Genomic DNA, 14847 nt, shown 5'->3' on the forward strand with positions numbered 1-14847 from the left:
CAGCGGCTTCGTTCAACAAGGCAATTATGAAAAGGACGCAAAACGCTTGGCTTGCGCTCCTTCGTCGCTAATTTTAGCCAACTATTATCAGCCCCTTAAATGGGCGTTACCGCATCGTAGATTTGCATACTTCGCTAATCCAATAATCATTTTCAGAGCTTAAGCTCTAACGCATTTTTGTCCAGGTACGTGTCAGAGAGGGACTACTGACACGTTTATGTCCAGGGCAGTTAAGCCGTTTTTCCTTGCTTGTGTTAACTGTTGATATTATTAACTCAAAAAATCTCATAAACGCGAACAAGTTGCTCGTTTGATGACACCCTAGTGTTAGGTTTTCTATTAAATACTCAGTTCTGACAAGTTTGTTAGGCTAATCGTTTGATGATAAATAATACAATATGGAAAACAAAACACACAATAATCCAATACTTGCCAAAATCAAACCCAAGTCTATATGCTCCATGCCGCCTCTTAACACTCCTTGTTAATTGTTCTAAAACTATAGTGCCTGATTAATGTTTATGACAATTCTCATAAAATTATTTTTGAACTCTCTGTCCAAAAGTCGCTAGACAAGTCAATGCTGTGGCCTGTGATCATTGGTCACTAAAATAGAATTCAACGACATAATGACTTCTAAATCAGTTGCCTTTTTTTGACTTCATTAATCAACTCATTCACCGCATTGAGTTCAATGCTTTTTTTATACAGTTCGGTATCTAACTTCTTGAGCTTGGGATTAATGATTGCGCGACATGACTCAAACTTATCACTAAGCGATTTAAATGCATCGAATTGATGCTTTAACTGCTTGATATGTTTCTGTAGTGCATTATAGTGACTTGTGAGCGTACTCGTGTTGTTTATGTGCTTATTTGAAGTACCTTCAGGTCTTTTGGTGAGCACTTTAGTTGTGCTTTCTTGACTGAAAAGCTTTTCAAATTGGCCATTAGGGCTGCCTTTTGGAGAAAGCCGCTTTATAAGCTGTTTTTGTTCTAATCGGTATAAGTGGTTATGCATGCATTTTCGCAGAACGGCGACACTCTCAGATGAGTTAGAGTCCCACTTAAGTGCTTTTAATAACTGTTCTGTTTGAAAGATATCGGAACAATATCTGTTAAGTATTCTAATAAATTCAGCTTGTTTCATCGGTGATAGATTCGAGTTGTGAGTAAGTTAACCCACTGATGCAAGCACCAGTGGGCGGGAGTTTAGCTAATAAGGCAGCGGCAAACTGATATTAGCTAAGTGAATAATTATCACAAAACACACTATAGTGTGTTTTGTTATGGTCTTCAAGATAAGAATGAAAAAAAAGATTGCGACTGAGTTTGGAAAAAAACTAGCAGAAAAAAGAAAAGAAAAGGGACTACTTCAAAAAGACCTGTCTCAACAGTGTGGCTTTAGCCTTAATTATATCGGTATCGTAGAGCGCGGAGAGAAGAGCATTAGCCTTGAAAAAGTATTTATTATTGCCAGCGTTTTATCGTGCTCGGTGCATGATTTAATGCCTGATGAGAAAGCATTAGCTATCGATACTGAATAAACTTAAAGCATAAGGTGGCTTAATGAGGTAGCGATATATTTTTCATTAGGCTTAACTCACTTTAACGACACAGATAAGATTTCTATAAACTTGTCAAAATCAAAGTTTGGCAATATACTTATTTTAAATCATGCACTTACAATTAAATAGGTGTTGATTATATAACTGTGAAGTGTATTATTGTTCCCAAGAATAAAGCAGGCTAAATCAAAGCTGCAGACCTGGGGATAATGACTCAAACAGTTAATCAATTTATAGAAAAATACCTCGCATTTAGAAAAATCAAAGCAGCACCTTCTACATTGCGCTCTGAACGCAGTAAAGCCACTAAACTATCTAGGTTGATTGGTCATCGTTCAATTTGCTCCGTCAGTCACAGTGACGTTCTGCAGCTCATCCAGACGCTTGATACACATTACGCGAACAAAACCATCAATGAGTTCTTAATCATTTTGCGTGCTGTATTTAATTATGCAGAACGTGATGGTGCGATTACGCATAATCCTATGTTGGGTATTAGTAACCTCAAGGTCATTCACAGTGAGCCTGAGCCTTTTACGCTCAATGAGTTAAGCTTGATGAACCAGGTGGCCGTTGAGTGTGAAAGCGGTAAAAACCTGTTTCAGCTTGGGGTGTTAACTGGGCTGCGCATTTGTGAGTTGCTGGCGTTAACCTGGGAGGTCGTGGATGTAGACAAAGCGCAGCTGCATGTAAAAATCGCGCTGGTTGATAACATTTATAAGACCCCAAAGACCGCTGGTTCAGTCCGAATAGTTGAATTATGCGATTCAGCGGTTGAGATATTACAACAGCAACACTTGATAACCGGTCATAAAAAAACCGTTAACTTAACGGTCTTGCAAGCAGATAATAAAACCAAAAAAATTGAACGGCTTTCACCTGTTTTTTACAATAGCAAAACCCACAAGCCGTTTATTCACGCCAAACAATTCAACAAAACCTATTTTGCACCATTACTGAAAGCTGCAGGTATCAGCCATCGTGGAGCGGGGCAGTTACGCCACACGTTTGCGAGCCAAGCATTAACCGCAGGCACATCAAAAGAGTGGATTGCAAGGCAAATGGGGCATACCTCGACGGCGATGATAGATATTCACTATGGTCGCTGGATGTCACAAGATGCACCTAACAATGCCGCTCAGGTATCAAAGCAGTTTTCTAGCGTATTTGGTCGGTTTAACCCTCAAAACACACAGATTCAATCGCCACCTTCCTCACCAGACAATGATATTCCGCTAACTTCTGAGCAGTTAAAAAGCCTGCTACATCAGCATCCTGAATTGCTAATGCAGTGCATTGGTCAGCTATTCGGACAGACTGATGTGGAGGGGGCGTAATGCGTATTATTAGAGCCTTTTATTCATGTATAAATTTTGCTTATAACAAAAAAGGTCGGCGCACAGGCATGGCATCGCTGATACATTCACTGCGTCTTACTTGCCCCAGTGTCGCCGGGTTAACCCATTTAGGAAAAATGCAAAAATACCTGCGCACGAAAGAGGAAATTCAAGTCGAATGGGATGAGTCACTATCGGATTCAAATCTGATAGATACACCAGATGGTATTATTCCTCTTAATTCTATTTCGCCAGAACAGCGTGAAGCTATTTTATTTGATGTCATGGGTGAAACCACTCAGAGTGCGGCTTCTTATGCGCAAAAAGGCAAAGCCAAATCGAAAGCAAAATCCAAATTGAAGTCGTGGATTGCAGATGACAAACTTCCTCACCACGTTGCTAAATTAGTGACGAGCTGCATCGAGTCCACCGTCTTTATCAACGTCAATGAGATTAGCGCTGAATTTAATCAGTTTGAACTGCCGAGAAAAAATCAAAAAATCAAAAACTCAAACAACTTATCAAATATATCAATTCACATAATGCGCTCATTGATAAACCGAAGACCCTAAACTCGACTAATTTCCAAGAGATACTCTTTAAAATTCCTATCAAACATGGCGTTGGCGCGGATGTGATTAGTCATAGAAGCATGATGGAATCGATGAAGTTATACCTGCAAACCTACTTCCCTGAATACCCCATTAAACTCATGACATTGCACCATGATGAGCGTCTACCCACGGAAAACACTGGCGGTCATGTTCACGTGTTTATTTCTGGTCAAAACAGTTTAACAGGCGAGCATGATTTACGTTTGTCTCAAATTAAACGTGTCAATGAGTTTTTGATAAAACGCGGTGATGGCGCAGATTGCCTCGCAGAGTCTGGACGACTGTATTATATCGAGAGCAGTGAGGTTTATAGTTATCTGCAGCAGATGTTTTATGAATTTATCAATGAAAACCTGTTTAACGAAAAAGACCTCAATGCTGAATTCTCACCAGAATCTGAGCGTCAGTCTGCAAAGCGAAAAGCGATGAATAAAGAGGCTAAATTACCAAAATATCAGCGCCCATTTAATTTCTACACGCGCAAAATAGAATGGCTACAGCAACAGATAAGCGTGCTGAATAAGCAGTACCAGTCGATAACTTATAACATCTCAAATGGCGAGCAAACCCTCGCGAAATTGCAGACTGAAAACAGTGAGATACAAAAACAAAATCTTGATTGGCAACAAAAAACATCTGGATTACACAAGGAGTACAAACAATTGCTCGTTAAACGCGACGATATCTGTACTGACATTGAGAAAGGGCAGGAGCTTATTCACGAGCAGGCGTCTGTGAGTGACCAATTAGATGTTGAAGTCAAAAACAAATATGCTGAAGTGAATAAGCTAAATCAAGTAGCCGCGGTCAAACATAAGCAGGTCATTGAGCTCGATGATGATATTAGCAAAAAACAGGCGTTATTAGCGCGTCTAAAAGAGATAACCGCGCAGGCTCTTCAGCCGTTAGAGCAAATGATATCGAAAATCTATATGCGCTTCCAGACTGCGGACAGCAGCAAAGGTAAATATTATTTCAACATGGTTTTGGAAGCATTTAACGACAAGCTTTCACCTTTAATTCGAGACATCTCGATAGATATTGCCAAACAGACTCAAGACAACGCTCTCGAATCGGCATTAAAACGAAAAAACCAAAAACTGGCTGAAAACAAGTCTGATAGCGGCTTGTAGGCAAAGCATAGCTCATAAGCTAAATGGACCTATGCGACTAAAACGCATGTGACGTTAATGATTACCTATATGGCCTTAATCAACCCTGTAGCAGCCTTTAAGGCAGGCTACAGGCTTAAGTAAAAACATAATAGATCAACCATTTCTCAAAAGAGGCTTATAGCGCACATGGGTGCCTATAAGCCTTTTTGCATTCAACACACTCATTATTTCCCAAAACTTGGTAAAACCACATGTCTCGATGTTGAGTATTAACCTTGCAGCCATTACGAGGGAGCTGATAGCTTGACGCGATCGAGCATGAAGATTTACCTCCCTTTGGTGAATGGCGGCATTACGGGCCCTCAAGTGCTTGTGACTACTTTTGGCATATACACAGCTCATTAAACCTTTCAAGCGGTCACAACCTGTTGCAATCAATTCTTGACTTATATGGTGTCACCATAGTTAGGTGAGGGTGTGTTACTGCCAGTGATGGCAATGCTACTGTCACAACTGGCAATGATAGTGTCAAATGTGGCAGTACGGATGCCATGAAGACTGCAATGGTCGCGAAACATAGGTAATCAATATCAGACAATGAGGTTAAGAAGAAATATCGCTGAATTTTGGACTCATTTCCTGTCGTATTAACGCGATATTATTCCTATAAAACGCTCTGAGAGATGACGCTGCAGTGTCAAATCTCGACTTTCTCACAAGCCTTTTATCGATCCCTTTGAGCCAAAAAAGACAATAATATCGCAATGAGAAAGACCGATTTCTTGGGGCATTTCACCTGCAAGGCTGAATTTGGTTAAAAAAACTATTTCTACATGTCATTTCAACAAAAAGCGGTAAATATAACGAGTGAGGTACGAACAACTGTCAATATTTCGCTACAGCAGAGAGCAACCAGTTTTGAAACTCGTTTGCTCTTGCTCTCAGCGAGAGCAAAAGTTTTTTAAATTTATTTGCACTCGCTCTCAGTGAGAGTAACTGTTTTCGAAATTCTTTTGCTCTTGCTCTCAGTGAAAGCAATATTTTTAATTTATTGGCAACTAGATAAGCTCAAGAGCGGTATGTGGTCGTTTTGAAGTGTTTATAGGGCTGTATTTGCGATTGTTAATACCATAGCGCAGAATTCGAAACTCTAGGCGCTAGAGGCATGGCTCAATTGCTTGTAAAACAGCACTCAGCGAGTGCGAAAAACGCTGGTCACCGCAGTCTAGACTGCGAAAAAGATTAGCCCACTTAAAAAGTGGGACAACATAGTAACCCGGTACGCTTGTATCCCACTTTTTGTTCCAAAAAGGTCGGATACAAGCTCGGGCAAGGGGTACCCCTTAACCCCAAAAGCCAAAAGCCAAAAGCCAAAAGCCACAAGCAACAAGCAACAAGCAACAAGCAAAAGCATGTGAAGAACTAGTCGGTCACGCAAACCCAAACATCACCTACGGCCGCTTTGGCAAGGATGCTCAGGCTAGAACATTACTCAAATACATTGAGCAACTTGAATATAACATTTGATGACCGGGTGTGTTTATTCGAAAGTGATAGGGTCGTGTGTAGCTCATTTCTGCCCCATTTCGTGCTAGCTCATAAAGCTGGGTAGACTGTAGCTAACTACGTTTGCCATACTGTAGTGGCCACAGTCATGGAGTTCAACCAGAATAATCATTTGATATCTTGGTATAGAATTTCTGCTTATCTTGTTCACCCAAAACAACAGAATGTAGGGTCTTACTAGCTAGAAATAAAAAAACGACCATAAGGTCGCTTTTCATTTTCTGACAGGCAAAGCATAAGTTTGTTTGTATAACTTTAAATCACGCGCGCAGCGTGTACCTAGCATTGATTTGAATGTGTTTAAGTAGCTCTAAACTCTAAGTTCAATTAATCCAAACATCCTCACTGGTCAACAAAAAATCACATTTAATATTACTTTAATTAATTACTTACCCAAGATAATAGTATTGCTTATTCCGCACAGGTTTATTTATATTACAAAGGACAATCTGTGACAGTAAATACATAGCCAATGCTCGTCAACTATAGTGGCCAGTTTTACTTGACCACGATAGTTAAGTACATAAGGAAAGTGATGTCCCCCAGTGTTAGGCTATTAACGGTTTCCTTTGTAGATCCATTTATGTTCTCTTTTTAATTCACCTTTTTGCGTAAATAATTTTATTTTACGTCACTCATCAATTTTGAACATTCCTTTAAGCTGACTCTATTCGCATATTGATTGAATATGTATACATAAGAAAAGGAAGAAGTGATGAAATCGAATTTTAAAAACAATATAAAAGCGAGCGTGATTTTTGGGTTAAGTGCGATGGTGTTAGTGGGTTGTGGCAGTTCTTCAGAAGAAGATCAACTGGTTTGGATTCAGAATTGGAACAACTCGCTTAATGTTGAGGCAAAAATGAAAATGCTAAATACCTGCTTTAAAGAAGCGGGAGTGAAAAGTATGACTATGGAAATGACAGACGCACAAAATCAAATAGTGAATCAGTGTGAGCTTGATTACGTCATCGAATTGGCTGAAAAAGATGGCATTAACTTGGATAGAGAGCTTTTAGCGGCTAACACGCTGCAATTATAAGATTTAATACGTCATCACGCTGGTAGTTTGGCAAAAGAGATCAAAAAGGAATATATATGTCATTAAAAGAAAAAAACTTAGATTTAGTCAACGAAGTAAAAAATACTGCTGAGCAGTTAACTCATAATTTACAACAATCGCAAACATTTGAGCAAGCTAAATCAACGCTTTCCAATACTAAAGAACGGGCGCTAGCAGTAGACCCTGCCAGTATTAAATTGATGAACTTTTTTGCGGTATTTAGTTTGGCTTTTATGCTTTTAAGCACTTATTTCCCGGTAATGAAGGTGATGGGAAGCAGTATACCGCTGAGTGAGATGACTCCAGTTTGGTTATTTATTGTTGCCATTTTAGCCTTGTGTAGCCACTTGTTTGGGGTCAAACAGTCAATTTCACGTGGGCTATTATTACTACTGCTACTGTCGATTTCTTACACCGTGTATCAACAAATAGCAGATATGTTTCAAGCTGCAAAAATGTTTGGAGGTGTAAGCACAAAAGACATTATGAGGGGGGCGGCGGAAGGATTGAAATATGCAGGTGTTGGTTTTTATCTGTTTTTAGCGAGCCTTGTGTTGGTGGTAATTGCAACGATTAAACCTGGTTACAAAACTAACCATGCATTGTGGGCTCAATTAATTCAAAAGTAGCTCGTCATTTTTGAAGTAGCCAGTCTATGACTGGCTATTTTTTTAAGGCTTAGATGATATGCAACTAAAACCTCGCAAGCAGCATATTTTTAATACTGCAAATTTAGTGGGTAAAGACTATATCGTCGGCGATATACATGGCCAAATACAACGGCTTTATGATCAATTATTTACGCTGGAATTTAACTTTCAAACTGATCGCCTTTTTTGTACTGGAGATCTTATCAGTAGAGGTAACGAGAGTATTGATTGTATTAATTTACTCACAAAGAAGTGGTTTTTTTCGGTGATGGGAAACCATGAACAGCTGTTTCTATTAGGTTTTCAGAGCCCTGGTTATTGGGACTTTTTGAGACAAAAAGAAGGTGAGTGGCTATCACAGCATATGCACCGTTTTGATTTGTTAATACGCTGGAAAACCTTAATTGATATTACGATGCCATTAGCGCGTACTATTGATGTTAATGGCAAAACGATTGGTATTAGCCATGCGTCCTCCACATCTAGTTGGAAAAGACTGCAAAATGGTACTTTGTCAGATGATGATATTTGGCATGTGTTATGGAGTCGTCCTTTACAGAATGCTCACTCTTGCGCAGGGATTGATGAGGTTGACTATGTAGTACATGGGCATAGCCCCGTAGACAGGGTAACTTGTCATGGGAACCGTTATTGGATTGATACCTTCAGCTTGAAGCAAGAACTGTCCATAATCAATCTCAATGATTTATAATAATGTCAGCTTAATGTTTTGTAATTTCTAGTAATTGAGGCTGAAGTAGTTGATAATTCAATTGTGATGAATGTTGAACAAAGGGATTGTTGTGTCAATAAGAGAGCTAAGCAATGCCACTGAGTTATTGGTGGGTTGGCAAAATAGAGACAAGCATCAAAGTAAAGAGTTCCTTACTTATGCTTATCAAGATATTCGGTTAATTGTTGAAAAATACCTTTCTCAACACCGCCCTAATGAAACCATTTTACATGATGCCTCCATTACTGAGTTAGCCAATGAGTCTGTGGTGAAATTACACCGCTGGCGTAACGATGAACAGCCCTTTGAAAACCGGCAAGACTTTTTTGATTATGTGCGCGTATCAGTGTGGCATTTGTTGTTTGGTAAGCCCCATCAATCACTAGTGAATCAACACAAAGCGAAACAAGAATACTTGCATTCACAATTAATGGACTCTGAGGTGTTACTGCCTAATTGGACCGAAAACCTTTCATTATCTTCTGCTTTAGAGCTGCTTCAACAATTCCACCCAAGGCAAGCTGACGTGTTTGAACTTAAAAACTTTGCCATGGTGTCACATCAACAGGTGGCTGATATGCTGGGGTTGTCGCCAAGAACAGTCGATAACGACTTAAAATTTGCCACGGTTTGGCTTAGAGCAAAGTTAACTGAATGATAGATATTGTTTCTCTATATAGTGAGTTGGCGAATTTAAGTAAAACAGATCAACAACAACGCTTATTGCCCTTAAAGAAAAAATTCCCAAAACAAGTGTTAGCGCTTGAAAAAATGCTGACGATAGATGATATATCGTTATCCAGTAGTCAGTTAATATCGCAGCAACTCTCTAATCAGTCCTCTGTTTCTTATGATGCATTGATTGGTGAGGAAGTCATGGGGTTTACTATTACCCAGTTAGTTTCAGAGTCTGGTGGGATGGGGCTGGTTTTTCAAGGCGAACAACGCTTAATGAACCATGATAATGGGCGTGTAAGAGTACATAAAGCGGCTATTAAAATTCTACGTACGAATAAGTTTAACTCCCAGCAGCAAAGGGAGATATTTCACAACGAAGCCTCTATTTTAATGACACTAGACCACCCTAATGTTTGCAGTATATACGGGGTGTCAGAGGTGTTAGGCAGCGCCTGTATCGTCATGGATTTCATTGACGGTCAAGGGCTGGATGTATGGCTAGCTAATAATAAACTCAATCTAAAACAAAAACTGAATGTGTTTGAACAATTACTGCGAGCTGTGAGTTATCTACATGGCCAACATCTTTATCATGGTGACTTAAAGCCGCAAAATATCATTATAAATGATCAAGGACACTTAGTACTGATTGACCTAGGACTCGCAAAAAAATATAAACAAGAAGTCAGTGATAGCAACGATGGCTATCATCAAACAGTTCAGGCGTTTACACGCCACTGGAGCGCGCCTGAGCAGGTGGCAGGGAAGGTTTGTACCTCACAATCAGACGTATTTTCACTTGGAGTCATACTTCACTATATGATCACGGGTAAGGTTGCGATAACCGATGCGGTGAATAAACTAAAAAATCCTGAGCTTAATTCGATAATCAATAAAGCCTTAGAAAACGCACCACAGCAGCGTTATCTCGATGCAGAATCATTTAGGCAGACTATCCATTTTTTTCGGCAAGGTTTACCTGTTCAGGAATACTCCCAAAGTGCGCCTTACCATTTGAAAAAACTGTTAAGACGAAAGCCTTTTACCTCTCTTGCTTGCGGGTTACTGGTTTACTCTATTGCAACAACCTTATGGATAGTATTTCGTTAAAACATTCCATATATATTGCGTAACCTCAGAGTGTATCAGTCACTGCAATCTCATTAGCCGTCGCTATATCATTATCTAGAGTTAATCGCTACCACTCATCCCTTAGTCTGTCATATTGCTCCAATAATGCTAAATATGTAAAAACGGCCAAGTTATGATTATGTAAATCTCCCTAGATTTTTGGGGGATCCCTACTTAGGTTAAATTAGTCCAAAAGATCTGGGGCTGTCCAATTTAAATGTTGACTTTGTTTTATATTTCTCCATAAATATAGTTCATTGGATGATATAAACCTTTTTCTAGAAGGTATGAATGGACTCAATAAAACAACTTAAAGGAATAAGATGAAAAGGCTAGGAATGACTTTACTCACCTTTGTTATCGCTTACTTTATGGCCGTCTTTATCATTAAATTCGGCCTGACACTTCACCTGACTACTAAAACTGGATTTAGCCTGAACCATTTTGTCGAAAACTGGCAACTTATCGGTGTAATTCTATGGCTTTTATATATTCCAGTTAGTTTTTTTGCCTCCTTAATTATCTCTATTATCTTCTGGTGTAAGTATAATCGTTACAGCAATAACTAAGGTGTTATGGAGCACTGCAATGAGTTTTTATTTGTAGACTCTTAACGGCTAGCAACTCGGCAGTTCATTTAATGTTACTGAAATAAGTTTAATAATGAGCAAAACTGAAGAAAACGAAATTTTGAATAAACATTGATTGAATCATTTGTTAAATACCATATGACACAGCGCGTGAGCATTGAGCTTGATTCTATCAAATTACAGCTGTGCCTATCGATTATTGTCATCTATTAATGTAACGCCCAGAACACTATTAATGACAAGGGCTGTAAAGTGGCGAGATACTTTTTGGCACTAATGATGAACAACATTATTAGCAATAAACCGTTTGATATTTATTAAGACAAAAAGTCAGCCTTTCACAAGGTAAAAAATTAAGACAAGGACGTATATGACAACTTTACATAAAGATTATATTAGTGATTTAAAAGATTCTAGTACCTCACCATTATTGATAGAAGTTCAAAAAAAACACATCCTCCAACTTAAGCTAGATGTGCCAGAGTTTTCTGAAGTCGCTGCTTATCATGATATCTACAACGCTGAATTACCTAATAACGCAAAAACGAATGTCATTACCATTAATGCAGAAGCAGGTAAAAATACTCAGGTTTTTAGTGCAATTTATCACTTAATCGGTGACGAGTTAAGAAACAAGTTACTCATCGATAGTGCATTAAAGTTTTCAATATTTTTTGCCGCGCAGGGTATCGGTGATGCACTCGGGAATGTCGTAAACAGCAAGATATCCGATACGTTGAAAGAGGCATTTACCTGGTTGAAAGATAGCTTAAGTGATAACTATCTTACAGGGAAGGCTACAGAGTATATTGTAGAAAAACCTGCGGAAGAAATTGCCGATCAAATTGAGGGCGTAGCAATTAAAGGAGCCGATAAGGCTAATGATAAACATGCGCTTGGCCGTAAGCTCTATATTAGCGACAGTGCACAAGTTGAAATAAAAGCACTGGCAACACAAATGAGTGAGGAACAAACACCTCATCAGGCGATGCAATTTCTACTTAAGTTGTTAATAGCGTTAGGTGACGGTGCGCCCAAGTTAATTGTTATCAATAATCCATTTAATTTGGATGCCGCTTCGATTTCTCTGCTTTCTTTATATTTCTCGCATGCTAAAGATGCAAAACAAAGCATGATTAAAACAGAGGACTACAAGACCGCGATTACGCACCCTGGGGTGTCAGTACTGTTTAATTATACTGAGCAACAACCGTTTGATGCGCTACCTGAGAATGGGACTGAGCAAAATTTAACGCGTTTACGTCATATGGTGCAGCGGTATGGCATGCTAGAAAAACCAGGGTCGAGTATTCCAACGCCCGCCATTCGAGCGACGACATTTGTCGGCCGAGCCGCAGAGTTGTGTCAATTAATAACAGAGCATGAGAGGTTCATTAAGGATTGTCATGATAGTGAACCACAACAAGTCACAAACCAATGGACGTTGGTGAAAGGCGAACCTGGTACGGGCAAAACATCACTGGTTAAAAAACACTTAGACACGCTATTTACTCACTCAGATGCATTAGCGAGCAGCCAAATTCGATTAACACTCTTAAATCAAACGGGTCACTCGTCAGAAATTACTGGGCTGGCCTCATTACAACATGCGATTCAATTGGAGTTAGTTCGGCTCACTGAGGAATATAAAAAGCAGCTAGGTTATTTTGATCGAAAGATAAAAGATAAACGCATTGAATGGGGAAATGCTAAAGCGCAGTTAGGCCAAATTAATGACGCAACAGGCTCTTATAAAAACCAGTATGAGGCGTTAAAAAATAATCGTGTCGCAGCAATAAAAGGTATTAAAAAGGCTGTTAAATTCATTTCTAATTTGTCTGGTGTTGGTTCGATGCATGACGGCGCAACATCGGCTTGGAATGCAGCAACAATTAATCCGCACCAAAGTCAAAGTGCAGATGCGCTAAAAAATGAAAGCAATACAGATGATAAAAAAGAACAGTTTGATATTCTAATGTTGGCGATAAAAGAGCTTAAAAATGTTTCAAGATTTATTGACCCTGAAGCTGAAAAAAGCCCAATCTTACTATTTGTTGATGATTTACAATGGATTGACGAGTTGTCTTCAGAGTTCATCCTTACGCAGCTTGCGACGTACTTTTCAACAGAAATGCTCTTTACTGCCCGCCACTCAGACAGTAGCACAAGTTATAAGTTAGCCTTAAAAAACAAACAATATTCGCCTTATAAGCTGGCATTATTTGATGCTATTAAATTGAATGATAGGGAATCAGAAGCGCAAGCGACTGATAGCTTGAATCTCATTCCTGACAGCATCAAGATAAAAGCGCAAATAACAATTAAGGGAATGGATAAGACGACGCTGCAAGCGTTAATTGAACAAACATACGCAATTAGTGACGATAACGCGTCTGCTTTAATCGCTGAAAAAATCATTGCTGTGTTAACTGAGCAAGAGATTACGGCCGACACACAAGTGGTCACGTTATTCGCTGTCGAAGCCCTAAACCTGATTTCAGATGCTCGCTTTTATCAACGTAAGGCAAAAGAAGATATTACCATCACCCCATTATTTACTCAGGTTAGAAAAGGGGTTTACCGGTTAAACGCATTATCGAGCGAGCAGGTTAGTGCAACCATTGAAAACGTGTTTTCGCTGCTTCATGACACTCACCAACACGCCTTTACTCACTCAAACGCACAAGATAATGACAAAGCCAATTTCACTTTATCTTCTTATGCAATAATGGAAGAAAGACTACTGATCATTAGTTATTATTTTGAAGATTTTAGTGATGCCACATTGTTTAGTTTGCAATTGTCGGCTTTAACGGGGGCTCCATTTGATAGTGAATTAGTTAAGTCTATTATTATTGGGTTGACTAATTTAGATACTGATAATGAATTTACTGAATTAAAACTCTTGAAATCCTATCTTAATCGCCAAGCGGGTCAGTCTTTATCTACAGAGCATCTTGATATCCTTGAAGAAACATTCGAAATTATTAAACGGATATCGCATACAAAGTTATATAATTACAAACATAGTTTATTTGGGATGTTTCTATACTCTAAAATGTTGCGGTCACTGACAGAAAACGATATTTTGAATATGACTGAGCTTAATGCGATTAAGGAAAAGTCTAAACAAGAGGTATCTACAGATGAAAACTATAAAAATCGTATTTTATTGGGCTTTGGTAATTCTGCTGAAAAAGTCAAAATAATTACTGACAAATTTGAAAAGAAGAAGTTAGATTTAGATAAGCCCCTAGAGCAGTTTACGGTATTTTTATTAAAAACATGTAACGCGTGCTTAAACAATTTTGAGTTAAATTCAGACAGAAATTTAGATGCAAACCAAGTTAAAAGTGTAAAACGGGAGATAATAAAGTCTTCAGACGAAATTATCCGCTTTGCAAGGCGTTATACTAGTAGCGGTTGGAATGAAGACTATTTTGATTTGCAAAATCATATTGCTAGTAACCTTTGTATGTCAGCACTCAGTCAACTTGGAACGTTTAATAGTTTAGTTAGGCTGGAGTTTTTACTGCGTTTTATGTATAAAAGCAACCCTCGACGCTGGGCTGGACGCTATTCAGCCGTTTTATATAATATCGCAATTGCTCATCACTTAGCTCGAAACTCTCAAGGGTTTGAAGAGTACTCGATTAAAGCTCATGAGTTAGTTACTCATCTTTATGCTCAAAATCCAAAAGTATGGTCAAGTGGTCTGATTGTTATTTGTGAAAAAATGGCGCTGTACTTCCGTCACCCAGAAATAGGGGATTATATTCGCTCATTAGAGCGAATATAATCCC

Annotated in this window: 11 protein-coding genes; 10 read left to right on the forward strand and 1 reads right to left on the reverse strand. The window is 38.9% G+C overall.

The features are described from left to right. Window positions 1–636: 636 nt before the first annotated feature. Window positions 637–1149 (reverse strand): hypothetical protein, encoded by a 513-nt coding sequence (locus BCU91_RS01940; RefSeq protein ID WP_102530775.1) that lies wholly within the window; start codon window positions 1147–1149, stop codon window positions 637–639. Between the two features lie 157 nt (window positions 1150–1306). Here BCU91_RS01940 and BCU91_RS01945 point away from each other — a divergent pair, with 157 nt between their 5' ends. The 10 genes from BCU91_RS01945 to BCU91_RS02000 all read left to right on the forward strand — a co-directional run bounded on the left by BCU91_RS01945 (window position 1307) and on the right by BCU91_RS02000 (window position 14843). After that, window positions 1307–1546: a helix-turn-helix transcriptional regulator gene (locus BCU91_RS01945; protein WP_102440054.1), complete on the forward strand. Its 240-nt coding sequence runs from the start codon at window positions 1307–1309 to the stop codon at window positions 1544–1546. Between the two features lie 230 nt (window positions 1547–1776). Next, on the forward strand, window positions 1777–2904 hold the full coding sequence (locus BCU91_RS01950) for a tyrosine-type recombinase/integrase (protein WP_102530776.1): 1128 nt from the start codon (window positions 1777–1779) through the stop codon (window positions 2902–2904). Between the two features lie 68 nt (window positions 2905–2972). Continuing rightward, window positions 2973–3476 carry a hypothetical protein gene (locus BCU91_RS01955; RefSeq protein ID WP_133126566.1) on the forward strand — a complete coding sequence of 168 codons (504 nt, stop codon included), beginning with the start codon at window positions 2973–2975 and terminating at the stop codon, window positions 3474–3476. Window positions 3477–3568: 92 nt separating this feature from the next. Beyond that, window positions 3569–4651 carry a hypothetical protein gene (locus BCU91_RS01960; RefSeq protein ID WP_133126567.1) on the forward strand — a complete coding sequence of 361 codons (1083 nt, stop codon included), beginning with the start codon at window positions 3569–3571 and terminating at the stop codon, window positions 4649–4651. 2263 nt (window positions 4652–6914) lie between these two features. After that, on the forward strand, window positions 6915–7241 hold the full coding sequence (locus tag BCU91_RS01970; protein WP_102530780.1) for a hypothetical protein: 327 nt from the start codon (window positions 6915–6917) through the stop codon (window positions 7239–7241). Between the two features lie 56 nt (window positions 7242–7297). Beyond that, a complete protein-coding gene (locus BCU91_RS01975; protein ID WP_102530781.1) occupies window positions 7298–7891 on the forward strand; it encodes a hypothetical protein in 594 nt (197 codons plus the stop codon). Window positions 7892–7949: 58 nt separating this feature from the next. Continuing rightward, on the forward strand, window positions 7950–8624 hold the full coding sequence (locus BCU91_RS01980; RefSeq protein ID WP_102530782.1) for a metallophosphoesterase: 675 nt from the start codon (window positions 7950–7952) through the stop codon (window positions 8622–8624). Between the two features lie 91 nt (window positions 8625–8715). Then, entirely contained in the window at window positions 8716–9303 is a 588-nt protein-coding gene (locus BCU91_RS01985; protein ID WP_157936257.1) for an ECF-type sigma factor, read from the forward strand. Continuing rightward, on the forward strand, window positions 9300–10433 hold the full coding sequence (locus BCU91_RS01990; RefSeq protein WP_102530783.1) for a serine/threonine-protein kinase: 1134 nt from the start codon (window positions 9300–9302) through the stop codon (window positions 10431–10433). The genes BCU91_RS01985 and BCU91_RS01990 overlap by 4 nt, the downstream gene beginning before the upstream one ends. Before the next feature lie 981 nt (window positions 10434–11414). Beyond that, window positions 11415–14843, forward strand: coding sequence for an AAA family ATPase (locus tag BCU91_RS02000; RefSeq protein WP_102530785.1), 3429 nt, complete (start codon window positions 11415–11417; stop codon window positions 14841–14843). Window positions 14844–14847 lie beyond the last annotated feature (4 nt).

Source organism: Shewanella sp. 10N.286.52.B9 (assembly GCF_002873635.1).
GTDB lineage: Bacteria > Pseudomonadota > Gammaproteobacteria > Enterobacterales > Shewanellaceae > Shewanella.